This window comes from Microcoleus sp. POL10_C6 (assembly GCF_036701585.1).
Classification (GTDB): Bacteria; Cyanobacteriota; Cyanobacteriia; order Cyanobacteriales; family Microcoleaceae; genus Microcoleus.
The window spans coordinates 66641-92786 of sequence record NZ_JAUBRB010000013.1 but is presented as its reverse complement, the minus strand read 5'-3'; the positions used below and the strand labels follow the sequence as shown (position 1 = coordinate 92786).

General features: G+C 46.0%; 23 protein-coding genes. 8 read left to right on the top strand and 15 right to left on the bottom strand.

Annotation, left to right across the window (positions count from 1 at the left end; translation table 11 throughout):
* Positions 1–110: 110 nt before the first annotated feature.
* The 5 genes from QUA34_RS09925 to QUA34_RS09905 all read right to left on the bottom strand — a co-directional run bounded on the left by QUA34_RS09925 (position 111) and on the right by QUA34_RS09905 (position 7148).
* The gene (locus tag QUA34_RS09925; protein WP_333386095.1) at positions 111–2060 is read right to left on the bottom strand and encodes a DUF3685 domain-containing protein; all 1950 of its coding nucleotides are present in this window, start codon (positions 2058–2060) and stop codon (positions 111–113) included.
* Positions 2061–2107: 47 nt separating this feature from the next.
* Positions 2108–4312 (bottom strand): hypothetical protein, encoded by a 2205-nt coding sequence (locus tag QUA34_RS09920; protein ID WP_333386092.1) that lies wholly within the window; start codon positions 4310–4312, stop codon positions 2108–2110.
* 734 nt (positions 4313–5046) lie between these two features.
* A complete protein-coding gene (locus QUA34_RS09915) occupies positions 5047–5511 on the bottom strand; it encodes a Fur family transcriptional regulator (protein WP_333332191.1) in 465 nt (154 codons plus the stop codon).
* A gap of 229 nt (positions 5512–5740) precedes the next feature.
* A complete protein-coding gene (locus tag QUA34_RS09910; protein WP_333386089.1) occupies positions 5741–6811 on the bottom strand; it encodes an Hpt domain-containing protein in 1071 nt (356 codons plus the stop codon).
* An 82-nt stretch (positions 6812–6893) separates the two neighbouring features.
* Complete coding sequence (locus QUA34_RS09905) at positions 6894–7148, bottom strand: hypothetical protein (RefSeq protein WP_333095228.1); 255 nt, start codon at positions 7146–7148, stop codon at positions 6894–6896.
* A 193-nt stretch (positions 7149–7341) separates the two neighbouring features.
* Here QUA34_RS09905 and QUA34_RS09900 point away from each other — a divergent pair, with 193 nt between their 5' ends.
* Entirely contained in the window at positions 7342–8025 is a 684-nt protein-coding gene (locus QUA34_RS09900) for a DUF1345 domain-containing protein (RefSeq protein ID WP_333082339.1), read from the top strand.
* A 233-nt stretch (positions 8026–8258) separates the two neighbouring features.
* Here QUA34_RS09900 and QUA34_RS09895 read toward each other — a convergent pair whose 3' ends face one another.
* The 3 genes from QUA34_RS09895 to QUA34_RS09885 all read right to left on the bottom strand — a co-directional run bounded on the left by QUA34_RS09895 (position 8259) and on the right by QUA34_RS09885 (position 10740).
* A complete protein-coding gene (locus QUA34_RS09895; RefSeq protein ID WP_333386085.1) occupies positions 8259–8933 on the bottom strand; it encodes a hypothetical protein in 675 nt (224 codons plus the stop codon).
* A 210-nt stretch (positions 8934–9143) separates the two neighbouring features.
* Positions 9144–10349 carry a hypothetical protein gene (locus QUA34_RS09890; RefSeq protein WP_333386082.1) on the bottom strand — a complete coding sequence of 402 codons (1206 nt, stop codon included), beginning with the start codon at positions 10347–10349 and terminating at the stop codon, positions 9144–9146.
* 259 nt (positions 10350–10608) lie between these two features.
* Positions 10609–10740, bottom strand: a complete 132-nt coding sequence (locus tag QUA34_RS09885; protein WP_333386079.1) for a hypothetical protein — start codon at positions 10738–10740, stop codon at positions 10609–10611.
* Positions 10741–10803: 63 nt separating this feature from the next.
* Between QUA34_RS09885 and QUA34_RS09880 the strand changes: the two genes are divergently transcribed.
* The 4 genes from QUA34_RS09880 (at position 10804) to QUA34_RS09865 (ending at position 13060) form a co-directional block, all read left to right on the top strand.
* Positions 10804–11064 (top strand): sulfiredoxin, encoded by a 261-nt coding sequence (locus tag QUA34_RS09880; RefSeq protein WP_333076422.1) that lies wholly within the window; start codon positions 10804–10806, stop codon positions 11062–11064.
* A 95-nt stretch (positions 11065–11159) separates the two neighbouring features.
* Positions 11160–11711 carry a DNA starvation/stationary phase protection protein Dps gene (gene dps, locus QUA34_RS09875; RefSeq protein ID WP_333331545.1) on the top strand — a complete coding sequence of 184 codons (552 nt, stop codon included), beginning with the start codon at positions 11160–11162 and terminating at the stop codon, positions 11709–11711.
* 78 nt (positions 11712–11789) lie between these two features.
* On the top strand, positions 11790–12494 hold the full coding sequence (locus tag QUA34_RS09870; RefSeq protein ID WP_333331548.1) for a helix-turn-helix domain-containing protein: 705 nt from the start codon (positions 11790–11792) through the stop codon (positions 12492–12494).
* Between the two features lie 239 nt (positions 12495–12733).
* Positions 12734–13060: an STAS domain-containing protein gene (locus QUA34_RS09865; RefSeq protein ID WP_041623653.1), complete on the top strand. Its 327-nt coding sequence runs from the start codon at positions 12734–12736 to the stop codon at positions 13058–13060.
* Positions 13061–13116: 56 nt separating this feature from the next.
* Here the strand turns inward: QUA34_RS09865 and QUA34_RS09860 are convergent, their stop codons facing one another.
* Positions 13117–14253 carry a PP2C family protein-serine/threonine phosphatase gene (locus QUA34_RS09860; RefSeq protein ID WP_006632014.1) on the bottom strand — a complete coding sequence of 379 codons (1137 nt, stop codon included), beginning with the start codon at positions 14251–14253 and terminating at the stop codon, positions 13117–13119.
* 432 nt (positions 14254–14685) lie between these two features.
* On the opposite strand from QUA34_RS09860, the gene QUA34_RS09855 reads away from it, so the two are divergent.
* Positions 14686–15204, top strand: coding sequence for an ATP-binding protein (locus QUA34_RS09855; protein WP_333331550.1), 519 nt, complete (start codon positions 14686–14688; stop codon positions 15202–15204).
* A 15-nt stretch (positions 15205–15219) separates the two neighbouring features.
* Here QUA34_RS09855 and QUA34_RS09850 read toward each other — a convergent pair whose 3' ends face one another.
* Both QUA34_RS09850 and QUA34_RS09845 read right to left on the bottom strand, forming a co-directional pair.
* Positions 15220–15987, bottom strand: coding sequence for a DUF1350 family protein (locus tag QUA34_RS09850; protein ID WP_333331553.1), 768 nt, complete (start codon positions 15985–15987; stop codon positions 15220–15222).
* 575 nt (positions 15988–16562) lie between these two features.
* Positions 16563–17588, bottom strand: coding sequence for a glycosyltransferase family 2 protein (locus QUA34_RS09845; protein ID WP_333331556.1), 1026 nt, complete (start codon positions 17586–17588; stop codon positions 16563–16565).
* Between the two features lie 1086 nt (positions 17589–18674).
* Between QUA34_RS09845 and ggt the strand changes: the two genes are divergently transcribed.
* Positions 18675–20402 carry a gamma-glutamyltransferase gene (gene ggt, locus QUA34_RS09840; protein WP_333331558.1) on the top strand — a complete coding sequence of 576 codons (1728 nt, stop codon included), beginning with the start codon at positions 18675–18677 and terminating at the stop codon, positions 20400–20402.
* A 498-nt stretch (positions 20403–20900) separates the two neighbouring features.
* Entirely contained in the window at positions 20901–21779 is an 879-nt protein-coding gene (locus QUA34_RS09835; protein WP_333331561.1) for a choice-of-anchor L family PEP-CTERM protein, read from the top strand.
* Between the two features lie 651 nt (positions 21780–22430).
* Here QUA34_RS09835 and QUA34_RS09830 read toward each other — a convergent pair.
* From QUA34_RS09830 to QUA34_RS09815, 4 genes are all read right to left on the bottom strand, one after another.
* Positions 22431–23678 (bottom strand): pentapeptide repeat-containing protein, encoded by a 1248-nt coding sequence (locus QUA34_RS09830; RefSeq protein WP_333386074.1) that lies wholly within the window; start codon positions 23676–23678, stop codon positions 22431–22433.
* Positions 23679–23786: 108 nt separating this feature from the next.
* Positions 23787–24635: an alpha/beta hydrolase gene (locus QUA34_RS09825; RefSeq protein WP_333320167.1), complete on the bottom strand. Its 849-nt coding sequence runs from the start codon at positions 24633–24635 to the stop codon at positions 23787–23789.
* A gap of 195 nt (positions 24636–24830) precedes the next feature.
* Entirely contained in the window at positions 24831–25556 is a 726-nt protein-coding gene (locus QUA34_RS09820; protein ID WP_333386072.1) for a DUF3120 domain-containing protein, read from the bottom strand.
* A complete protein-coding gene (locus QUA34_RS09815; protein ID WP_333386070.1) occupies positions 25549–26133 on the bottom strand; it encodes a hypothetical protein in 585 nt (194 codons plus the stop codon). The genes QUA34_RS09820 and QUA34_RS09815 overlap by 8 nt, the downstream gene beginning before the upstream one ends.
* Between the last annotated feature and the right edge of the window lie 13 nt (positions 26134–26146).

Sequence of the window (26146 nt, the reverse complement as noted above, 5' to 3'; positions counted from 1 at the left end):
TTGCTTGATTGTCAACTGTCTACCATGTAGTTATCATACCACCACCTATAAATATTTTAGCTCACTAATGACTAATGACTAATGACTAATTACTAAGGACTAATTACTAATTACCCATTTTTCCCAAACTTGCTATCTTGCAAAGAATTACCAATCCCCTGGATAATTCCCCGCCCAATCAAACCAATTCCCCGCCCTATAACCTGAGTCAAAACATAAACAACGCCAGCACCCAACAACGAAATAACCGCGCGAACTCTAGGTGCGATCGCATCCCTGGTTTCCAGCACTAAAGTCAAGGCCAACTGCCACCCAGAAAGCTGTACTAACTCCAGATTTCTTGGAGCATAAATAGAAATTTTCTTAATTCCAGAATCGCCCAAAATAAACAGCCAAAACCTGCTTTCAAAAATAGCTTTCGGTTCCACAAAATATCTATCCCAGCTATATCTCCACGACAACTCATTCCGAAACCGCTCAATTTCTCGCGTCGAAATCAACTTACCATCGTAAAAAATTTGCTTGATTTCTTCAATATTTGCCAAATTATTTAGTAGAGGCTGTACCACTCCGCTAGCAACTTGAATTGCCAAATTTTCCAACAAAGCTTCAGCTCGCTGCATTGCTGCCGGGCTGCCAGCAACACAAGAAATATTGTCAACAGTTAGAGGAACTTCAAATAGCAAATGTGCAAAAAAATCAACTGTCATCGGTATTTTATCAAGGATTTCTGCTGCAACTACATCAGCATCTGCCAGCAGCATCGGCACAACTTCTACGCCGCTGCCTGCCAAGAGATAAGCAGGGCTTCCCCCTTGACTTTCTCCCAGTTTCAAGCTTGTTTGACTGCCATCAAAAACCAGATTTTCTTCCGTTTGCAGTGTATAGTATCTGCCAAAAAAATCTATAATTGTCGCCTGCCATAAATCCCGTAAAATAGCAGGCATTTTTTGCGACAATTGAGTGTGCTGCACTTGCGAAAAGCGCAATTGTTCCAGCAAATTCTTTAACTTATGCAGGATGGAAGTCATCAATTCACGCTTTTTGGTCGATCGCAAAATATCGATTTCCAAAGGCAAGCCAGTCAAATTCACCAAATCAAACTGCAATTTAGCTGCCGCCGAGTCAAACAAGCTACCTTGCCAATTAGTTGCAACCACCAAAGATTCAGCCGAAACTTGGGAATTCGTTAATTGCGATTGAGAATTATTTAACAAATTCTCGCCTCTAATTTTTTCTTTCTCCCCTCTACCTTCTCCCCTCTGCCTTCTGCCTTTTTCCTTCTGCCTTCTTCCTTCTACCTTCTCCCCTTTTTCTTCAAATAATAACTGACTGACAATCCAACGAGCTGCGAGCAATTCTCTGCGGCGCCCGCTGAGTACACCCCCATCTATAATAGAGGGCAAATCTGTGGGAGCTGCGGCTCTGAACTCTTGCAAATCAGCTTGGACAACTGCCAAAGTTGCATCTATTTCCCGTAGTCCAGAACGATAAAAATAAGCCAGCATTTTTTTGTGTACTGGCGTATCAATTGTCGAATTATCTGCATTTTTATCTGCAATTGCTGGGTAGTTTTCTACTGTTTGAACCACCGCTGCATTTAGTTCTATTTCCGGGTTAGCTGCTGTATCCGTCGCCCAATAAGTGAGACCAGATGCCACAGCGCGAATAGCTTCGATTGTCAAAGAAATATCTGTACCTTTAGGACAATAGCCATTCGCGCCCGCCGCCTGTATCTGGGCCAACAGCTCCGGTGTCAGCGGCCCGCCTAGCAGCAACAGGGGCAGGTTGGGGTACAAAGTTTTGAGTTCGCGACAAAATGCCAGCGCCTCTATTTGACCCGATCGCAAATTTAGGGTCTCAACAGCCAAAATTACCAAATCTGCGGGCTTCTTGGCTGCTACCGAGTCGATCGAGCGAGATTCGAGAACCCGCAAAGCCTCGGTTGCGGTTGAAATCTCTGCAACAACTTGCAAGTCTGGATACTGCTCGCAAGCAACTCGCAGCCCCAGCCGGAAAATGGGGTCGCTCTCGATCGTCAGCACTTGGAAATTACTCACTTGATTTTAGATTTGAGATTTTAGAGAGCGATCGTGCGAAAACCCAATTACTCCGGGAGCAAATTAGCATCAGGAGGCCCAGCCGATTCAGGAATCGAGGGCGGCGCGGGTTCCGGAGCCGGAGCTGGAGGAGCAGGTTCCGGAGCCGGAGCCGGGGCCTCTTCTCTCGCGGGCGGATAGTAAGGTTCCGGCTCTGGCGCGGGCGGATAGTAAGGTTCCGGTTCCGGCTCTCTAGCAGGCGGATAGTAAGGTTCCGGAGCCGGGGCCTCTTCTCTAGCAGGCGGATAGTAAGGTTCCGGAGCCGGGGCCTCTTCTCTAGCAGGCGGATAGTAAGGCTCTGGTTCTGGCGCGTACTCCTCCTGTCGCGGAGCTGGCGCGTACTCCTCCTGTCGTGGAGCTGGCGCATACTCGCGAGCGGGTTCCGGCGCGTACTCGCGAGCGGGTTCCGGCGGCGGCGCACTGTTGGCTCTGAGTTCAGCACTCCAGCGTCCGATCGCACCTGCCGCCTCTGAATACAGCGCCCTACCGTAACCGATTTGGGAAGCCGTATCGATCGCTGCTCCTAGACTGCCTTGAGATGCCAATTCCGCAGCTCGATCGAGAATCGGTCTGTCTTGAGCAACTTGCAGTTCGCTCACCCACTGATAGACATTATCCTGAGCTTTCGCGTACAAAGTCCTACCGCTCTTAATTGCCGAAGCTTTTTCAATAGCAGCACTAAGTTTTCCTTGCTTCGCCAGGGCGATCGCTTCATCCAAAAAAGGCTGATCTTGAATAACTTCTATGCGTTTCGTCCACTGAGCCAAGAGAGTTTGCGCTTCTATCCTGCGGGGGCGGTTTTGAGCAACCAGGACTAACTGAGCCATACCGCCCTTGAGTCCTTCAACCGTCTGCGGTTCTGCCAACTGCTTCGCCAAAGTCAGAAAAGATTGGTCTTCGATCCGCTGAATTTCTCGACGCCAAGCAGCCACCAAAGTTTGAGCGTGAACGCGCCGTGGCTGCTTAAGTCCGATGGTTTGCGCTTGCTCGATCGCGAGTCCAAACGTTCCTATCTGACCGACACTAGCGATCGTACTCGCCACTTGCAGTCGCAGCAAATCTTGAAACTGCACCTGCAAATTTTCAATTTGAACTTGAGCTTGCTTGTACAGAGGGCGACCCGGAGATATTTTGCTAGCAGCCCCCTGCCCTTCGAGCAAGCTAAAAATGTGTTGTGGCAGCGGAGTTGATATCGACTGGTTCCACGTCACTGCCTGAGCTCTACCCAACTGCATCAAATCTTGAGCTTCCGCAAACAGTAGCGAATCCTGTGGCACAACAGAAGCAGCCTCGATCGCCCCCGGCAGGTCTTTCGCCCCCAACCGCTTAGTAGCCATTGCCAGCAAAGTCCGGCTCCAGCCCTCAATTTCCTTTTCAGCTTTAGCGCGGGCAAAAAGCTGCGAGTCTATTTTGCGAGCCAGGACGATCGCCTCAGCGAACTTTTGCGGAGTCTCGTCCTTCGCCAAATCTCTAGCCTCTTCCAAGCGCTGCCAGCCGTTTCTTTCCAAAGAAATCTGCTGGATCAGCTCGTTGTAACGCTTCTGACTCCAGAAAACATTTTCCAGCTTGAACAAAGCTTGAGCATAATCCCAAGCCTTCCTTAAATCCTCACTTTTCAAAGCTGCTAGGGCTGTATCGTAGAGTTTTTGGCCCTCCTGCCAATTTTTTTCCCAAGCAGTCACAGCCTCCTGTACCTCTGGGTAAGATCGACTGGTTTTCGGAATTTTCGCCACAATCTCTAGGGCGCCTTTCAAATCGCCCCTCTCAATTTTGGCCCTGGCAAATCCCAGAATGGCTTTCGACCATTCCCCTATCAAATGTTGACCTTGCGAGTGTAGCGGATGTTCTTTCGGCCAAGCCTGCACCAATGCCATTGCCGATTCTAGCTGTTCTAGCTTCCCCGACTTAGCAGCTTGTTGAGCGCAGTAAAGTCGCTCTCCGTCCGCCGCCAGCGGCGACAGTTGCTGGCAATTTGGCGGTGGCGGCATCGTCAGCAACCACAGAAATGCAGCGGCACCGGTTACTCCAAATCCCACCAGGAGACTCAGCCAGATTAGCTGCCACTGCCAAAAAGTTCTTTTCCCCTCGGTCGGCAGCGCCGTTACTGAGGAACTCGCATCGCCTGTCGCCTCTGCACTGAACTGTGCCGTCGGTTTGAGGGATGGGTTGTATTGCGGTGGTGTGTGGAATTGGTCAGATTGTCGTCTCGCCATTACTTCAGCCTGTCCTGTAATGCGCACTCTTCACGTGACACTCCCACATCAAATCATAGATTGTGATGTCGGCTTCTGACTCCGGTTAAGGAGATCGAGAACTTCCTTCAAGGTACTGGCCATCTTTCCCTCTACGGCGTTTTATAGTGAGGTTCGTGTCCAGCCCCACTGGTTGCTTCCGAGTATTTTAGGCTCTCGAAGCACGTAAATCATACCAGTTATCAAACAGTTATTGACAGATTCCGGGGCTGTTTGGCAGAAAAAACAGTATAAAGCCCCGTCAGTCGATCAATTTTAGATTTTAGAGTTTAGATTTTAGATTTTAGATTTGACTCTACAGATGAATTGGGGGAGCGATTAAACTAAGGTCTAATATTAAATCCGGGTCAGAAATTACCTGATCAGACTCAGCGGTTGAAACCGCAATTACACTAGCTTTCGTCTACTCCAAGCCGATTTAAAATAAAGGGGTACTACAGCCGGATTTGGTCTACACTTTTACGTGTAGCGGGTAGAAATGACTTTTTTGGTTTAGTCGTAAATTTTATTCCCGATCGCCAAACTTGTCGATCGAGTTTCATTTTTCTGTTTTCATTTTTTTTCGACTGTGCCAAATTCCGGCTGGCGACGGCAAAAAAACCGATCGAACCCAGCTAAATACTTAAATCATTTTATACCACCTATCGACCCAGTACAAATATCAGTTTTGCTTCCAACAGCCGCTGCTTTATCCGTTACGAAGCCTTTGGCGTATCGCTGACACTCGATGCTTCCGTGGCGGACTCGGCAGATCGATATCCGTAGAAATCTATCCGGTAGTCTACAATTCTGACACCAGTTTGCTGTTGGATTTGTTCGATCAATTCGATCGGCAATTCCACATGAACGTCTAGAATCTGAGCCGTATCAAGACAATTGACGTGAGAGTGAGAGTCGCTGACGTTGCCGTACAAGCGTCCCTCCGAGCGTTCTATGCACTCAATAATCCCTTCTCTCGACAAAGCTTCTAGATTTTGATAGACAGAAGTATGACCAATCGAATGCGCTTGTTTGTTGAGGCGATCGTAAATTTCGCGAGCGGAGAGGTGTTCTTTTGCCTCCCACAAAAGTTCTAGAATAAATCGACGCTGGCGGCTCAAGCGCATTCCCATCGCCTGACAGCGGTTTAAAGCATCTTCTAATGAACGAATTGGTTTCACAGCTACCGCCTTATAAAGCCTGCTCGATTTTTAATTCTGGTACAATATTGCACGCCTACATATCCACTAATTCTAACGCAGGGTTGCCCAACAGTAGAAGATAGAGGGCAAAAATCTCGAAAGAGTGAATTTTTTCGAGTTGCTGCTCAACGAGCGGCTGCCAGCACCCACCAGAAAATTATCCGCCTCACAAATATTGCTTTGACTCTATCTTCTACTGCCACACCTCCTAGTTCGAGGATTTGATGGCGTTAACCAGTAACTTGGCGATTTCCGAGAGTTGCTTTTTGTTGAAAGTTTTGAGCAAAAGCTTGACTACCGCCTTCGGTTCGGCTGGAAGTGCGACTTGCTTCGACGCTGCTGCTTGGGCGGCTGGGGCGGCTGGGGCGCTTGCCTCGGCAGGTTTTGGGCTTGCTGCCAAAAGTAGCAAATTTTTACTCGGAACGATCGTCTTGACTTTCCCCCCTTGTACTAAATCGCCAGCTTCCTTGAGTTCTTTGATAATCAACGGAGCTAAGACTTTATAAGAGTTTTTGGGATTAACGATCGCCGCTCTAGCTGTTTTAACTAAATTTTGCCAAGTCTCAATTTTACCTCCCAACTTATAGAGGCGAACGCACACAGCCGTCAACTCAGAACGACTAGCCGCCGATTCTTTCTGCTTGAACACCTGCAACATTTCTTTGAGTAAAGTCATCACTTCAACAGCAAAATTCGCCGGTACGGCGCCGGCTGTTGGAGCGGCGGGGGTAGCAGACCCAGCAGCAGCCTGCACTTTGCCCGACGCCAATTTATTGAGGTGAGTTTCCAGTTGAGCAAAAACAGGCATCACCTGCTGCACGAGTTTTTCTCCCTCTTCATTCCTCAAGCCGAAAGGCCCCTCTAGTCGCCCCAGCAAGTCCTTAAGCGTATCAACTCCCTTTAAAAATAGGGATTCTGCCGTTTGGTCAACCTGCTTGACGGGCCCGTCCTTGAGCACCTTAAAACAATCTTCCAAGCGGTGAGCGGTTGTTTTAATACTATCTAAGCCAAGCATAGCCGCCCCTCCTTTCACGGAATGGGCGGCTCGAAACATCTCTTGGACGCTTTCGGGGTCTTTCATCGTGGACTTTAAATCCACTAAACCATTTTCTAGAGTATCGAGGTGCTCCTTAGCCTCCTCTATAAACAAACGCATAATTCGGTCTTGCTGATCTGACACGACAGTCCTCCTAACAATCTCAGCACCCTCCAGAAAGCACCCTCTTCGCGGGAGAAAACGCGACTCCTGCCCAGAGTCGGAAGATCCCATGCAGAACATTCTAGCCTGCCTCAGCTAGCAGACTCAAAATACTGGTGTCAGGGCAATCTTAGCTCTAAAACTGGTGCGGTGGAGATTGAGCCTAGAGTTCTGAGGGAGTATCTGGAGCGACTTCAATACCCATTCCTTGTTTCATCATCTGCTGAGCCGTAATCAAGTCGCTTAACTCCTTGACTTCGACGCCGATGTCTTGGCAAGCCTTTTTCAGTTCCCGCTCGAAGGTGTTGAGGTCGTCTCCGTAGCCGCAAAGCTTCGCGGCTGTAGCGATTCCTTGTTGGGCGTTAGCTTTGGCGCAGTCGATCAATTCAATGCCTTTGAGGGGTTGGGAGGATGCCATAATTTCAAGCCACAATTTATCTTTTCTCCCACTGTACCTAGAAGGTTGAGGTCGATCGATCTATCGAAAGGCATGAAAAATCCTGCCTGTGCTGGGTGTTACCAATTCATACCTATTTTTTGGGAGTTCCTGCGAAGATGGCAGTAGTTGAGATTTTCTAACCCTGACTGTGCCTAAATTACAGTAGATTATTGTGAAAAATGTTTCCCAATCTAAAATGCACTGGGTCTGGAGCGTCCGGCACCGCGTGTTTGTGTCTTTTCTCTTTGCTATGGCAGTTGCTGTGTTGCTGCCACCTGACTATCTCCCCCTGACTCGGACGCTGTGCATTTGGAACGCGGGCGCGGTCAGTTTTCTGATTTTGACTTGGATGCTGATGCTGCAAGGCACTCCCGAAATGATGCGCCACCACGCTCAGCAGTTGGATGCTGGCCGCTTAACAATCTTAAGTACGATCGTGGCAGCCGCTTTTGCTAGCTTGTTAGCCATCTTCTTTTTGCTGCGCGATACCAAAGGTCTGTCACCGAACTTGCTATTTCTGCACTTGGGGCTTTCTGTCCTAACAATTGTTGGGTCTTGGATGCAGGTACACACTATCTTCACCATGCACTATGCCCGCAGCTACTACAAAAACCGCAGCAAGCAGCACGGCAGTTACTTGCAGGCGGGGGGCTTGGATTTTCCGGGCGACGAGGAACCAGATTACAAAGATTTTTTATATTTCTCTTTTGGTATTGGCATGACTTGCCAAGTTGCAGACGTGCAGATAACTTCTCGTTCCACGAGGTATCTCGTGCTTTTTCACAGCGTGCTGTCGTTCTTTTTTAACACCGCTATTCTGGCTATGAGCGTCAATATTATTGCTGGATTGAGTTGAGAGGATTCAGTAGCAGATGCTGCCATTTTTTTTGGATGGGCGATCGAGCTTGTTTTATGGCGCTGCTTATTGCCCGAATTCCAGAGTTAGACGCAAGAAAGTCAGGCTAATCACCAAATTTTGCATAACTCAATAGAAAATGTTAGTGTTCAGGATCGAGTTAGCGCGAGGTTAGAAATCAAAAAAACCTAAAAACAGCTTGGTGTAATACTCTGAGGATACCTATGAAAGCCCTACAGATTTTCTGTAAATCTAAAGTTATCCACTAACTCATCAAAAAACCTCTCAGGACTAAAAGCATACGACTCTTGAACTAGAGATTTGTTTTTCAGTTTAATTGTTTGCTCACTTCTGCTCAGAGAATTGAAATAGCACTTATGAAGAGAATCTTCTTGAATATAACCCAATAAATCTTCTGCCTTTAATTGGTCTTCCTTCCATAGTTTAAATTTGATAATGCTTTTCTTACCTGCATCTTGGTCATAAATATTATATGAATTAAGTAGAATTTCTCCTTTAGAGATGATGTAACAAAGCTCCCGGATTGGTCTGACGCTATGCCCTTGTTCACGTAAACCTGAAAACATTCGATTTCCCGTGACAATACATGAACATAATTGGGATGGCAAAGGAGACTGTGTTTTAATCTTCCTTGCTAAATCGGTTCGGAAAGGTTCTTGCTGCCATAAATCTTGGAAGCGAGTCAATTGATTGGCGGCTTTCTGAATGTAATCATAAGTGGTTCTCAATTCAAATGGATTACAAGGATGCAAGGAGTTTTTGCATTCAAATACAAATAGGCAGTTATCTACAACAGCTAAGACATCTACATCGCCTTCAATGCCCTTAAAAGAATATTTTAAGTTTGTTTTTAATATTGATGATACTGGCTTTAAGCATCTCTCCATCTCTAGAACAATTGGATCTTCAAATGATTCTGAATCAAATCTAAATTTAGTTGATTGAAGAACGTTTCTACAAAGATCAGAGTTAGTTAAAATTCCCAGAGGTAAAAGTATCCAATCTTCAACATTAATAAATGGGTACGTTTGTAAATCAAATATCTTCTTGCTTTCTAATCTCCAAGTAAATAACTCAAAAATTTGTTTTGCCTTTTGTTATCCCAAAAAACTAGCCAATAAATCTTTGAGTTCATTGGCTTGTAAAACAGGCATAGATCGCCAAAATAACTTAGACTTAAAGAGCTTGTTAGAGTCTATATACTCCGTAAGAACAAATAACATAAATGCAAATAACCGTTGTACTTTAATGATGTCGAATAATGATAAGCTTTGGAAAACTGGGATTTTATTTATTTTTTGAATATCAATAAATAAATTACTTTCAAGTTGTTTGAGAATCATCTCCTCTTCCAAAAAAAGACGGTTAGTGTCCAAAAACTTACTTAAGGTTTGAGGGTGAAATTGCATGACAATTCGTTTTAAAGGACTGTCTATAATCTTAAATGTAGAGTCTTTAAACTTTTGATAATACCTCTTTGAAAATTCCAATAGAGAGGGGTAGTTTTCTATTATTTCTGATAATTCTGACAAAGAATCAAACGAGTTAGCACGCTCTTGCATTGATTGTCTTATGTAGCCGAGACAACGGCTCATCTCAAACTTTGGGTCAGGTGCTTTTATAATAATTTTTGCATCATTTTGTGTAACTGTATAACCAAAACTATCTACAAGCACTTCAGACTCTTTAAAAAAAATTAATTTGTTAAAATCCTCTAATTTGTCAAGGTAATATTGATCGCTTAAGCGTTTTTCATTGACTTTATCAATATTTGATTTATCTATAACCTTTTTGTCATGGCTATGATAAAGATATAAAGAAAAGGCTGAAGCTAGCTCTTCCTTACATACAGAGTAGCGATTAGCGTGGTCTTGTTGAAGACCATCAATTGGCCAGAACAATGAATCAACTGCTTGAAGACCATCAATTGGCCAGAACAATGAATCAACTGCAACTAGGTAACTTTTAATCTCAAGATAATCAACCTCTTTAAGTAAAGCCTTAAATAAGGTTTGAATATTTCTTGAGATGGAAAGAAGCGATTTTATAGATTCAAAGTAAACTTGGCTATCCTGGCTGATGTTTATTTTCCCAGTTTCATTTATCAAAGAATTAAGTATCTGAGATTGGAAATCATAGTTTGAGCATCGAAGTACACCAATTTTTCGTAGTTGACCTACAAATTCCGCCTCACTTTCTTGTAATCCCGCTCGAAATAAGTCTAAGGCTAGCTTTTGATCTCTGTCTGAGATGGCTTGCTTTAAATTCTGTGCAATTTGCTCAATCTGCTTTTTACTTTTCATTAATTAACTGGTATGGTTGGAGCAACGAAGCTATCATTAATAGTCTTCTAGTGGACTTCAAAAATTGCTGAAAGATTCCTCAAGACATACCATTACATGGCAATGAAATTCGCTCTCTAAAAAAACGCTAAAACCGCCTTTTCAGCGGTTATTTTTCAGCGGTTATGATGCGGCAGTCGTAACGACTACCCCTAGGCTTTGCCTAATAAAATTATAATTTTAGGGCATTCAAACGTCAAGACACCGACAATGAATTGAGCTACCCAGGTGATGGGAAGGAATTTTTAATGCTGATTTTCCCACCCAAAGCCGATCGCCCTCGATCCCCCGACACTACAGCAAACGGGCGATCGCACGCCCCTGTTCTCCCCATCTCAAAATTTCCTGACATTTTTCTTGCCAAGTCGAAGTCATTACGAGTATGATTTAACAAGAAGCAAAAAAGAGAGCCGCCATGAGGATCGAAGAAATACCCCTCAACCAGATTCGCCGCCCCCTGCCGCGAGTCAACGACCAAACCAAAGTAGCCGCCCTCATGGAATCCATCCGCGAGGTAGGTTTAAACGAACCCATCGACGTGCTAGAAGTAGATGGTCAGTATTACGGATTTTCCGGCTGCCACCGGTACGAAGCTTGCCAGCGTCTCGGTTTAGAAACTATCCGCTGTAATGTACGCCGAGCTCCCCGTGCCGTGTTGCAGATGCACTTAGCCTGAGCCTCTCAATAGAAATTCACGACAGGCAAACATTCGATCGCCCAAAGCTTTCTAAGATCTTCGATCGACAATCACTAATAACAAGCTAAAAACCTATGACTACCAACAATCACAAACAACATCTTTACCCCACCCGCATCGATATGTCAGCCGCCACCCGCTCTCAAGTAGTCGGGCTGCTCAACGCCACGCTGGCAACGACTCTGGACTTAAAAACTCAAGTCAAGCAAGCTCACTGGAACGTCAAAGGCATGGACTTCTACCAGTTGCACTTGCTGTTTGACGAAATGGCAACAGAACTCGAAGAATACGTTGATACGGTTGCAGAACGAGTCACAGCTTTGGGCGGTTTGGCTGTAGGAACAGCCCGCACAGCCGCCGCAGATTCGATTTTGCCAGAATTTCCTTTCGACATTTTAGACGGCAAAGAATATGTGACGGCTTTGGCCGATCGCTACGCACCCTACGCCCAACACCTGCGAGTCGCCATCGACAAAGCAGGCGAACTCGGCGATGCCGATACAGCGGATCTCTACACTGAAATTTCGCGGACAATTGACAAGCGTTTGTGGTTCCTAGAAGCGCATTTGCAAGGTTCTGCGACAACTGCAACAGCCACCGCCCGCGAAAAAGTAGCCGTCAAATAGCAAGCTTTCAATAATTGAACTTGCATCGGCATCAATTGCGAAACTCTTGTGGGGCGGGCCCAACAGCCCGCCCCAAAAATGTATTTCGTTAAGGCTCGTGACAGTTTACGATCGAGAATATGTCCATTTATTAATTTGGATGAGTTTTTCGTGACTGCCAATATTCCAGATTATGCTCCTCAACTGCAACGCCTGATGGAACAGGCGGGGCTTTCGAGCGATCGAGAACTCAGCAAAAAAGCAGGAGTTTCCGAGATCCAGCTAAGTCGCCTGCGTCGCGGTTTAGCTTTGCAAACCCGAGCCGACATCCTGCTCAAAATCAGTCAAGCTTTACAAATTTCCTTAACCGAACTGCTCGCAACCTTGGCGCCAAACTATGTAGAGTTAGAACCGGCACCACCGACAGCCCTAGAACAAGAATATCAGCGCCTGCAAGCTTCGATCGAACAGCAGCGAGAATCTTTGATGCAGGAATTCCAGCTATCTAGCGTGCAAATTTTAGAATCTTGGATGTTGCAGTGGCCGACTGCTGCGAGCAAAGCTCAGGAAAATCACAACTTGCGGGCTCAGAAACTACTGCCCTTGCTGCGGCCAGTCGAGCAGTTATTGGAGCATTGGGGAGTGGAGTCGATCGCTCCAGTCGGAGCCGAGATTCCCTACAACCCCCAACAGCATCAGCTCATGGAAGGAACAGCCGAACCCGGAGAACCCGTCAAAGTCCGCTACACAGGGTACAGACAAGGCGACAAACTGCTCTACCGCGCCAAAGTTAGCCGAGTTTAATTAATACCAGAAGGCCTTCGGCAGAACCAAGATTGTCCCTATCTCAAAATTCACTCCCGGCGAAGCGCTGCGACTGCGATCGGCGTTACGATCCGCGACGAGGAGCATCTTTTGCACTCAAAACTATTCTCCCGCTTTCAGGCTTTGGCGCTTTCCCCCTCTCTTATTTGGATCGGAGTCCATCTCGCAGCTATACTAGCCTAGTCTGGCTAGAAATTCTGACATTCCCACCGCAAAATATGAGTCCTGTAGTTAAAATTATTCAGCCCTCTGGCATTTTAGACGGCACCAAGGCAAGTCAATTCCGCCAAGAGATTAGCGACCTAGTGGAAGCGGGAGCCGATGTGGTATTGATAGACTTCACTGATGTGACATTTATGGATAGTTCTGGTTTAGGCGCTTTAGTCTTGGCGCTCAAAACAGTCCGTGCCGCTGGGAGTCAATTAGTTGTCTGTTCTATCAACGAGCAAATCCGCATCTTATTTGAACTCACCAGCATGGATCGAGTTTTCGAGATATTTCAGACCCGCGATGCTTTTAATAGCAAAATTCTCTCAACTAACTAAATCTTTGGGCTGCTGCCTTTTTGCTATTTGGTCACAGATGCACTGCAAGAAGTCAGCTAGCCAAAGTTTACCTTGAGTAAAGACCAATCATCATCAAAAACTGCTTTAGCGTTCAACTTTTGAATGTAGTTCAAAACTAGCTCTAACTGGTCGGCACTTGCACCGTTGTAAGCTGCTAACAGGTCTACGAAAGGGTCAAGCCCCCAGATATTGCCGTCAGGTTGGTGGATCTCGTATACCCCGTCGCTAAAGATGTAGAGAGTGCTCAAATCCTCTACATCGCAGCAATTATCGACATAGGGGGCGTCAGGGAACATCCCGACCGGCATTCCGGGGGTTTTTAATCGCTGGATTTTAGCGGTGCTCGCAGGGGACTGGGAAATCAACACGGCTGGTGGATGGCCGGCGCTGGCATAAACTAGCTGGCGAGAAATGCGGTTGTAAACGCCATACCAGATGGTGAAATACTTGTCGTTTTGGTAGCTCATCTGGAAGGTGGTGTTCAGGGCGCGCAAAACGTCGCTGGGTTTGTAGTAGTCTATGTTGGGGAGCGTGCGCGATCGCAGCAAATTCAGCACGGCCACCGAAGGCAGCGCCGCCCGCAAACCGTGACCGGCTACGTCGAGCAAGTAAATCGCCAAATAATCGGCATCTAGCCAGTTGTAGTCGAAGCAATCTCCACCCAACTGCCGGGAGGGAATGAATTTTGCCTCAATGCTGAAAGGTTCCGTCATCGGATCTGGCAGCAGCGATTGCACGTACTCGGCTGCCTCGGCTAACTCTGCTTCCAGACTTTGCTTGGCTATTTTCAAATCTCGGCTGAGTTGGTGCAGCCTCAATCCGGCGCGTACTCTCGCCTGTAACTCGTTGAGTTCGATCGGCTTTGAGATAAAATCGTCGGCACCAGCGTCGAGTCCTTTGACTCGATCGGCGATCGATCCCAAAGAAGTCAACAAAAAGAATTGTGTAGTTGACAGATCCGGATCTGCCTTAACTCGACGGCAGACATCGATGCCGGTCAAGCGCGGCATGATCCAATCGCAAATTATCAGGGCCGGACGCAATTTTTGCGCCTGGGCTACACCGTCTTCGCCATTGCTTGCTACTGTTACTTCGTAACCCTGTTTTTTCAGGGTTCTTCTCAGCAGTTCTTGAACAGCCGTATCATCGTCAATAACCAGAATTTGAAACATGGGCACTTAGGTACTACAAGTTTTTCAAGGTCTGGGGGTCATTTAAAATATATCCTGTCAGCGCCCTTGTCTGAGATTGAGTATAGTTTATTGACATGGCTTTCGAGGTAATTGTTTTTGACAGCGGGTCGTTGAGTTCAATTTACGTTAAAATTTGATAGAAATTTGGCGCGATCGAACTTCACTCAGTTTATACTCAGAATATAAAATTTTATAGACTTTTATTTGCCACAGGTGCTGGTTGACATGGAAGTGCTATTTATGGTAAAGTGACTCACCGATTATTCGATTAGACATTGATCCACGGCCCACCAGAGCTAGTATCCTCAAACTACCATTCAATTTTGCCGCCGTTGTATTTTGTCTCGTTGTACTTTATCTGGTTGTATTTTGTCTCGTTGTATTTTGCCCACCGGCCGATGAAGAACTTGTGTGGTGAGCGTGATTGAATTAAAGGGTTCCGAAAAGTTGCCGATGCTAAAAAAAGCGGATCTTCAAGTCAATACAGGTCTGAACGGATTAAGCTGGGTTTTGTCGTGGTTTGCACAATTGTACGACTCACGAATTCCTACAAGTGTGTGGATACGGTGTCAGTTAGCTTTGGCTGAGGGCTTTACGAATGCGGTGCGTCACGCCCACAAGGGCAAACCAGCGGATTTGCCTGTTGACATTCAGGTGGCGGTGTTCGCTGAATCTTTAGAGATTAAAATTTGGGACTCGGGCGATCCGTTTGATTTAGAGAAAAAAATCAAAGATATTTCGGAAAAAGTCGATATTCACTCTCCGGGCGGGCGGGGTCTAAAATTGATTAAAGACATCGCAGACAGTATTAGTTACGAAAGAACGGCTGATGGACGGAACTGTTTGTCGATGGTCAAAAATTATACTCCTGTCTCAAGGCAGAACAATGAAGATGATATTTTGGAAGTGGTAGAGGAAATTTCTGATTAATGGGTTCATCGGGTTTTAAACGCGGGACAGAGGATTAAGCCACAGCAGAATTGTCCGTTTTAATTCATTTAATTCTCGATACACTTCTTGTTTCACCCATTGCCCGATCGCGTCGAAGGGTGTAAAAATTTGACCTACAGGCCAGCTAACATCTTGACCCAAGGGCGTTTGATGGTTGCCCGCTAGAGTCTGAACGGTAATCATGTCGGGAAATCGTGCTTTTAGCAGTTTGGTCAAAAGCAGGGTTTGGTCGATGTTGTCGCCGTTAAATTTAACTAAAAGATTGCGCCGAATTTGATAGCTATCTTGGACGAGGCGATTAGTCTCTTGCGGGGAAGGGGTAAACTCGACGTTAAAGACAGGGGAAATTTGCTCGACGATCGGGATTGCTTCTGATGCCGCATAATTGTTGAACGAAATCAGAATATTGCCTGCCCTTTCTATGTCAAACACAGAACCGATCAGGAGGTGGAGTTTGCATCCCATGCTGTGTCCCATGCCGTAGATGGGGAGATAGGAAGATTTGAGCAATTTAGTGGCGCGCAGGCGATCGAGGGCATTTTCAAATTTGTTGAGGACATCGCGGGCGATCGCAATATGATCTAAAGTATTAACAAATGGCGTTGCTACTACAACATATCCTTGATTCCCCAAAGCTTCTAACAGCCAGCGATAGGTGAGTTGGGGTGCTGTCGCCACAAAGGCACCGCCGAGAAAATGTACGATCGCGATCGGTCTTGAAGGAATTAATACCCAGTTGCCAGAAATTTCTTGCCAGTCCATAAATTCAATCTAATTCCAAATAAAAAGGCGATCATCCTCTGAAGGTAAAAGGCAGAATGTTTTATAAATTTTTCCTTTTATTTTATGCCTCAAAAAGGGGTTTGCTACCCATTTTTTAATTCCAAAAACTTTCCTTTTTACTTATACATTATTTATTCTAACTGTTGTGGGGGCAAATAGCACGGCTGGCGATCGCTGCTATTAGCGCCTTGTATAGGCTTGAAGCTAGTGGCAGAATAAATCAAGACTGACATCCGATCACGCAAAAATTTTTATATTGTCTTCCACCGCACGGCTGCAAGCCGCTGTAGCTGGTATTGCGGGTAATTGACCTGACAGAATATTCACAGTCAAATACGGATCAAGACCCCAACATCGCGTATTAATCAGCCCCTGGGCGATCGGCTTCGATTCGGCTTGATTGGCAGCACCAAATTTCTTGCCTAAACCCGCATATAGAAGTTGTCAATAAAGTGAGGTATGCCCTATGCCCTATTCCCTATGCCCTATTCTCTATATCAAGCGTGCACCTCATGTTACTGAGAAAGGCTATACAACTATAACATCCTTTAGGCTCAACCCCCGATTTCAGACGATCGCTGGGGGTTTAATTCTGCCGAATGACCAATACCTTCTGCCGTTTGATGACTCAACTTTTCGTGAGTTTTCATCCATTTCCACTTGTGCACAGTAGCTTGAGGATTGAGCACTGTGGTAGCCACGCCGTAAACAATAGTCGGCAAAACCTCCCGATTTAACCAACTTTGTCCCACCTTTCTCATGTAGTGCAGTGCCAAAACTTCTCGAAATTTGTTAAGCCTTTGCAAAAGCGGCAAATTCTTAAAACATAACTCTTCGTACTCCTGGAGTGATAACTCTTTTTCTCCCCGCAAGCGCCGCAGTTGGTTTTCCTTGACACAATCAGAAGCTATGCGCTTCTTCAGCCAGTGTTTATCTGTGAGAGAGTTCTCTCTAATTCGATAATTTCCCAAAGGTTCTGTCGCCGCTAGCAAGCCATACTTTTGAGCAAGTTTAGTAAATAACTCTGTATCTTCTCCTACCTGCCAATCTTCTGCAAAGCCGCCTTCTTGGAGTAGAATAGAGCGATAGACTACAACAGAAGACGGGAAAACCCAAGGACTTTCGCCTGTCTCCTTAATCGCCTGCATTTCTGCTTTAGTTGTAGGATAGGTGGGAATGTAACTCAACTTGTTGCCGCGCTTGTCTAAATATCGCAAAGCGTGAGCCACAGCTTTGACTTCGGGATTGTCTGCGAGCATCTTCAAACAAACTTCTAACTTATTGGGTTCCCAGGTATCGTCGCTATCGATAAACGCTACATACTCGCCTGTGGCGCGATATATCATTAAATTTCTCGACTTAGAAACCCCGTAATTTTGGGGATTTCTGAAGTATTGAATTCTCGAATCTTGCTCGACTAGCTTAGCAGCAACTTTGTCAGTAGCGTCAGTAGAGCAGTCATCAACAATTAAAATTTCTAGATTCTTGTGGGTACCATTGAGTACGGAGGCAACTGTCTCGGCCAGAGTGTCGGCAGCATTGAATGCAGGAATGATTACACTTATTTTTTGGCTATTCATAACTTGCATTAAGGTGTGGTTTGGTAGTTGTTCACCGAAGTATAGTATCGAAGCCGACACTCTGACTCATTTACGTGCAAGTACCTGTAGTCAGAAAACTTGCCTACATACTGCCAATATAACAGGTTTACCAACGTGAGTGTTATCTACCATAAGGAGGGGACGGCCCTTAGCAGGCGGAGTGCAGACTATTATTTGGCGGGCAATTTTTCGGACACAAAGGCGACGGCTGCGATGGATTGAGGGTTTTGTCCGGGGACTGGAGTTGTCCTAAATTCGATCGCATCTTTTTGCTTTAATACGACTTACCAAGAAAAACCCGACCTCACCCAAAATTATTGGTTTGATAACTATATAGCTACTAAAAAATTGCATTCATGACTCAGTTCGATTCCGGTTAATTGCTAATCATAATTTTTTTATTGCGCCAAAACGGGGAATGAGGAATTTGAAACTTTCCTCCAAACCTAATTACAATTATTTGAGAAATTTTTATATCAATAGTCAGTAAAACATGGTTTACTGATTAACCAAAAGTCAAAAAGATTACCAAAAAAAGCTATAATAAGTCTGTTCCAGCAATCGTAAATAATTTGTAAATTTCTTACTGCCTCCCTTGGTAAAGTTGGGGTGGGTAAAAAAATACGACTCATTTTTAATTACTCTATGTGTTGCCTTACCCTAGCCATCACCTAAAATACTGATTGTTTTGCTGTTGCTTAATCAGGCTAGGAAACAAAAATAATTGGAAAATTCAGAAGCTTTGTGAAGCAGGGTTTATATGATTTGCATCTTGAGTTTTTCCTACCGTAAATCAGCAACACCGTTTTTCTGAGTTTATCAGCTTTTTTGAAATCGGTATTTTATCAAAAAAGCTGCTTTTTCAAACTTGTTTAATTATTAAATTGCCACCGTCTGTCCCTGATTTTTCTCTTCCTCTTGTACCGTGAGCGCCTCCCAGGGTCAAATCGTTTTTCCGTCTGCCATAACAGGTAATTTATCTGCGATTGAACTTAGTACCGCTAGGTTTTAGGGAAGATGCTCCTAAAAGTATACTATAAAAAATCCTCGCCTCACGCGTAAAAAATGTTGCCCAATTTCTTGAGCAAAGTGCGAATTTATACTTGTTGCCTAACAGTCTTGGTGTTGGGTGGCTGCCAGCAACAGCTACAGCCAACCTTGCAGCAGCAGCGCAGCCAACAGGGGATGGCAGTTTCGGCTCACCCTCTGGCGAGCGCTGCGGGGCTGGCCCTGCTGCAACAGGGCGGCAATGCAGTGGATGCGGCGGCTGCTACGGCTTTGGCGATTTCGGTGGTGGAGCCTTTTTCGGCGGGTATCGGTGGCGGGGGTTTTTTACTGCTGCGGCGGGCGGAAACGGGGACTGTGCAAGCGCTGGATTTCCGGGAACGAGCTCCGAAACGGGCGACGCGGGATATGTACCTCGACAAGCAGGGCAAGGTGCGCCAAAGGGCAAGTCTGGACGGGCATTTGGCGGCGGGTATTCCGGGTACTGTTGCTGGACTTTATACGGTGCACCGCGAGTACGGTAAGTTGCCTTGGGCCCAGGTGGTGGCGCCGGCGATCGCCCTGGCTGAAAAAGGCTTTCCGGTAAGTTCGCGCTTTACCACGGCTACCGGGCGACGACAGGATGTGCTCAAAAAAAACCGGGCGGCGCTGGAGGTTTTTACTCGTGGTGGCATTTTATACCAGCCGGGTGAGCTTTTGGTGCAGCGGGATTTGGCGCGGACTTTGCGGCAGATTGCACAAAATCCGCAGAGTTTTTATACCGGGGACATTGCGCGGGCGATCGCCGCCGATATGGCTAAAAACGGTGGGATTATCACTCTCGAAGATTTGAAAAACTATACGCCGATTTGGCGAAATCCGGTTTGTGGCAACTTTCGCACCTACGAAATTTGCGCGATGTCGCCTCCTTCTTCCGGCGGCGTTCATTTATTGCAAATCTTAAATATTCTGGGAGATACGGATCTCAAGAGGTTGGGGAGGCAGAGTCCAGATACTTTGCACTTGCTGGCGGAGAGCATGAGGATTGCTTATGCCGATCGGGCTGAGTATTTGGGCGACCCGGATTTTGTGAGTGTACCGCTCAAAGCTCTGACTAGCACCAATTATGGCAAATTGAGACGATCGCAAATCCAAATGTCAAAAGCCCGACCCTCCAGCGAGGTAAAGGCTGTTGACGCTGAAACTTTGAACCGTCTCCTGTGGGAGTCTCCGGAAACTACGCACCTTACGGTAGTTGACAAAGAGCGCAATGTAGTAAGCTTGACATTTACGGTGAATGGCGGTTTTGGGGCTGGAGTCGTGGCCGCGGGTACGGGAATTTTGCTCAACAACGAGATGGATGATTTTGCAGCGGCGCCGGGAGTGCCGAATTTGTTTGGTTTGGTGGGCGGGGAGGCAAATTCGATCGCCCCGGGCAAAACTCCTTTATCGAGCATGACGCCGGTCATCGTGACAGAAAATGGCAAATTTCGCCTCGCTGCGGGAGCTCCCGGAGGCAGCACGATTATTACCACGGTGCTGCAAATAGTGCTGAATGTATTGGTTTACGACATGAATGTCGGCGATGCTGTGTCTGCACCTCGCGTACACCACCAGTGGCAGCCCGATCGCCTGAGGGTGGAACGGGGAGGTTTTGAGGCTGCGACACTTTCGGAGTTGCGGCGGCGGGGACACCAGATTGTTGAAGGTGACGGCTGGGGCAATGCCAATGCGATCGTCCTGACTGCAGACGGTTGGTTGGAAGGGGCTGCCGATCGGCGCGGCGAAGGAGAAGCAAGGGGGTTTTAGTCATCAGTCAGTCGATTAGAGATTTTAGAGGGGGGCGAGACTTTGGCGACTCGACGATTTTAGATTTACTCCACAGATGAATCTGGGATGTTGAACTCGGATCAAAAATTTTGATCTCTCTACGACAGGAATCGGGGGCTTCTATGGTTTTTTTGGGCGAAGTCATCTTTCATAAGTCATTAGCTATTAGTCATTAGCTATTAGTCATTAGCTATTAGTCATTTTAGAGAGCGCCAACGGTATCAAAACCCAGTTTTTTGGGTCTCCAGTGCGTAACTCCTGAAATTATTAGTCTGTGTAAGTGTATTTTTGCATCCGTATTTTTGCGCTGAGGTTTAGAGGCTGACTAATTGCCAAGAACTACCCAAAAAATTAGCCCCAAAAAACGTATATACACTTATGTGTAAAGTTATTGTAAAGGCCCTAGACATTGATACTTATATAATGTAAAAATGAAGTTGTGCATTGGATCAGGTTTGTATCTTCCAGGAAAAAGTTATGATAATTACTCACAAAATTGCTGGCTTAACAGCTACATTAACTACTGCTCTGAGTTTGTTGGCAGCGCCAGCAATGGCATTTTCGGTAGGAGCAACTAATAACACTGAGACTTTAAAAAATAATTTATTGGGGACTAATACAGCCGGGTTGAGTAATTTCTCTGTTTCAATTACGGGTAATTCGGCTGCTTTTGGTACTTTCACTAATGACCCATTCGGTTTGACATCAGGTGTTGTTCTGAGCACTGGTAGAGTCACCGATATACCGGGTCAGAATCGGAAAGATAACTTCACGACACAGGACAGCGATTTAAGCACGGATTTTGGTGCTAAGGGTGAACAAGGGGATCTGACTCAGCTAAACCTCAGCTTTTTTGCTAATAGTACGGTTGAAAAATTGTTCTTTCAATATGTATTTGCTTCTGAGGAGTTTCCTGAGTTCGGCGGTTCTAAATATAATGACGATTTTGAACTGCTGTTGAACGGCACTAATTTGGCAAAATTGAGCGACGGAAAAAGAGTTACGATTAATAATCTTGTTCCAGATCCATATAATCGCTCTAAAGATCACCCCGACTATATTAACAACCCAAGTTTGACAGGTATTGCTGCTAACATCGTTAAGCTGGACGGTTTTACTAAAGTTTTAGGTTTTGAGGGTTTGCTCAAGCAAAATCAGACGAATGTTCTCAGTATCCGCATTAAAGATGTGGGCGATGGCAAGTTAGATTCTGCTGTATTTATTCAAGGCGGTTCTGTGGGGACGGTTCAACCTGAACCGGTTCCCGAACCGATGACTGTGGGGGGTTTGATGGCGGGAGGCGCTATGCTGGCTGCTGGACGAAAGTTACGCAATCGCCGTGGCGGAAGTAATTAATAAGGGAAGGCAGTTCGGCAACGAGCAATGTACGGGATGTAACGGATAAAAGGAAGAAGGAAGTTCGGCAACGGATTATGTAACGGATGTAACGGATGTCAGTCCGATGTCCGTCGGAATAAGGGAGAAGGAACAAGGGAGAAGGAATAAGGGAGAAGGAAGAAGGAAGAAGGAAGAAGGAAGAAGGAAGAAGGAAGAAGGAAGAAGGAAGAAGGAATAAGGAAGAAGGAAGAAGGAATAAGGAAGAAGGAAGAAGGAAGAAGGAAAAAACAGAACAGGAACCATTTTGGCGGTTGCTGTAATATGAATCTCGACTAGCCGTGTTGGAGACAGAAACGGGGTTTGATGAAGGAAAAGACCTCGTTGCAGTTGTTGAACCGGGTAAAAAAACTCGGTTTGTACGATCGCGATCGCGTAATATCATATCAAGTAATTTAACCCTTATGGGTACGCAGCGAGGAATGCAAGTCCTCATACAATTCTGACGACGAAGGCCCTCACTACGAACCAATTTTATGGCGGTTGTTCTAGCGGACAGAATATAAGTTTTTCTCCCAAATTCGCAAAGGGCGGATTTTTTTGTATTAGGAATTGCAGCAAATATTGCGGGTAAAACCCGCGTCTACAACCACTGACTAAAAACTAAATAATTTAGCTATGAACAGTACCGTCGGGTAAGATTGTACCTGTTAATGTAGTCCGGGTAAGTTTGACCATAACTCGATCGCCGTAACCGATTTTCGCTCCTGTTAAGTCAGCACCGCTCAAGTCAGCACCGCTCAAATCGGCTCCGATTAAGTTGGTTTCTCTCAAGTTGGCATTGATCAAACAAGCTCCTAACAAATTAGCCCGGAACAAGTTAGCTTGGTGCAAATTCGCGCCGGTGAGATTGACGTTGTGTAGAAAAGCATCACTTAAGTCGGCTTCACTCAGGTTTGCATTGCTTAAGTTTCTCCCTGAAAAATCCTTTTCTTTTAAGGAAGCTCCTTTGAAGTTGGAACCGCTCAAATCGGGAGCTTGCGGCCCAGCTTGGCGGTAAGACTGAGATGGCGGTGGCTGCGATTGGTAGCGGGACGCCTCTGAATATGGCCCTGCAGGGTTTCCCCCATAGTTTCCCGCATAATTTCCAGGATATTTCCCTGAAGAGGGTTCAGAAGAGTAGCGGGGTTCTTTTGGGGTGGCCGGTGGTGGCTGAGTGTTTTGCTGCTGGGTGTTTGGATACTGAGTATTTCTGTACTGAGTGTTTTGGTACTGAGTATTGGGTGGCTGAGTGTTTTGGTACTGAGTATTGGGTTGCTGGGTATTTTGGTACTGAGTGTTTTGGTACTGAGCGTTTTGTTGCTGGGTAGTTTGTTGCTGGGTATTTTGTTGCTGAGTGTTTCTGTACTGAGTATTGGATTGCTGGGTAGTTTGTTGCTGGGTAGTTTGTTGCTGAGTGTTTCTGTACTGAGCGTTTTGTTGCTGGGTAGTTTGTTGCTGAGTGTTTCTGTACTGAGTATTGGATTGCTGAGTATTTTGTTGCTGAGTGTTTCTGTACTGAGCGTTTTGTTGCTGAGTATTTTGTTGCTGAGTGTTTCTGTACTGAGCGTTTTGTTGCTGGGTGTTTTGGTGCTGGGTATGTTTGTGCTGGGTGTTTTGTTGCTGGGTGTGTTTGTGCTGAGTATGTTTGTGCTGAACGTTCTGATTCTGACCTCTTGGTTGAATCGATCGCAATTGTTCGCGAGCTTGATTAATTTCCTTAATCTTCTCTTCAGCTTTCTGTAGTAGTCTGGGATTGTCTTTGGGGATGCGATCGGGGTGCCAAATGAACGCTAAATCCTTGTAGGCTTGGCTAATTTCTTCTCTGGAAGCTCCCGGCAACAGTCCCAGCACTTTATAGTATTGGTCGAGGTCGTTCATTGTACCACCTTTCGCTTTAAGAAATTAGAAATTAAAAATTAAGATCGGAGCAAAAGCCGTTCTCAAAGCTTGCGTGTCCGATCGTACATTAGATGAACAATAACTCAGCTAAGCCGCTGCTGGCAAAAATTCTCGAATTCGCTGCAAGTATGTTGCGGCATCCTCCAGCATCGGAAAGTGAGCCGTATTGGGAATTATAACAAATTCTACTTTTTTGCTGAGAGAGGCTGCTTGCTCTCCCATGACGGCGGGGATAATTTGGTCGAATTCTCCGGCAACAAGCAGTGTGGGAACACTCAGCCGCGCAAATTCTTGGGGCATTTCCTCGGCGGCTCTTTTGCTGACTGCCGTCACCATTGTACCTATAGCAGCTTGCTCGTCTGCCATTAAAAAATCCTTGAGAAACGCCAGACTGACCTCTGTGGGCAGGGAACGGCGCAAAAACCGGGCCATAAATAGCCGATCGGCAAAGGGGATGGATGCCAACCAAGAGGGTCTAAATTTTACCACATAGCCACCGAATTTGTGAAAAGTTGTAAAAGATTTTTCATCGTATTCAAAAATCCCGCTGCAAGTGAGAATTGCTTTTTCTACTTTTTCGGGGTAAAGGTTGAGAAATAAAGTAGCAATTGATGCACCTGTGGAGTGAGCATTGAGAAAGACACGGCTTAAATTCAGAGATTCTAATAATTCCGCTAAGTCCCGGGCGTAGGTTTCGAGTTCGTAGCTGGACTCAGGAGGCTCTTTCGGCAAGGGCGATCGACCAAAACCTCTCATATCGTAAAGTAAACAATCAAAATCATCAGCAATAGCTCGTGCCGTGCTTTCCCAGTAGCGCGCTGATCCCGCCCAGCCGTGGAGAAATACCATCACTGGTTTCCCGCTAGGTTGGGTACTGTTATCTGCAGTTATCCACTCGTAATAGTGTTCTACACCGCGAATTGAAATGAAAGACATGATATTGATTTTGGATTCTTAGATTTTAGATTTTAGATTTTAACTCATAATTGTTCAGTAAATACGCAAATTCCCGACTTGTTTAAGAAGTCAGGAATCTCAAGAGTACATCTCTCAAAAAAATCTGCGTTAATCTGCGTCAATCCGCCCACATCTGCGGTCAAAAATTACCAACATAAAAACTAATCATAAATCTTAAGCAGCAGAAGCAGCCAGCCAAAATAAACCATCTACCAAAAGCGTGCTTAACACCGCGCCACTAAACGCGCGCCAGTGCAGTTGCGTGCCGCGCAAACTCAGCAAACCGACTGTTAGCAACACAGCGATTAAAACAAGAGCCCAACCTATGCCCCAAGGAGTTTCAATTTGACCGATCGCACTTTGAAAAATCGGCATTGCTAATTCCGGTTCCGCGTGCATCACTTGCCGCCAGTAGGGCATCAACCCTGTTAAATAAAAATATAAATCAGTAATGGCAGTACCGAATAGCGAACCCAAGTAAAAATAGCCGCCAACTTTTCCCCAAGATTTGCCCAAGCACCAAATAGCAAAAGGCAAGCCAATTGATTCTATAGGTAGATGTAAAATGGGTTCCCATCTGAACCAGCCCCAATAGATAGAACCTGCCAGCCAGCATCCGGCAAATCCTAATAATAAATCTCCCCAAAGTTGGGTTTTGGGCCGGAAAATTAGAATTAAACTCAGAACGAACCAGGGGATAGTTGACAGCAAACTGATGGTGGGATATAAGCGAACTAACGGTGCTTGCACGAAGACTGGAATTGAGACTAAAAAGGCTGAGGCACTAAATATCAACCACTGTTTGATGGTGTTTGTTGTGCCTGAAGTGACAGAATTGTCGAGGCTGGCGATGGTGGCAATAGGTGCGATCGCTGAGGATACTAAATTTAGATTAAACAACTGATTGGACTCCGTATTGTTTCAATAGGTGGACTAAAAATTTTGCTGCGGTTGTGGGTGCGACAGTCTCAATGCCGCCGGCGGTTTGGCTGACGTGCCAGCCTTTTGCCGTTTGGGGATCTCGCCATAAATCCAAATGTTCGATCGCGGGCTCTGCATAAAAGCTTTCTCCACCGCCACCGAGAATTGCTGAACTCCAGTGCGTAAAGCGATCGTGGCTGATTCGGTAGATGGGAAAATTGCCCACCAGAGGTACTCCCCAACCGTCTAAGGCAAAAAAAGCCCCGACTTTGCCGCCGAGTTGCTGCCACATCCAAGCCGCCCCGATCGCCCCGGCTACTCCTGCCGAAAAGCTGACAAATACTAGACTTTCTCCTGCTAAGTCTTCGCTGCACAAAAAGTGCAATATGTCAAGAGCTGAAAAAGGCGGATATTTATGAGCGGGAAAAATCTTGACACGATCGACTATTTGCTGGTTTTGGCGATCGGCTGCCAGTCCCCAAAGCCCCGAAAGTCCCGTCAGGAAACAGTCGGTTAGCTTTGGTTCGTGGACTCCGGGGCAAATTACCAGTCTCATAGTTCGTCAAGAA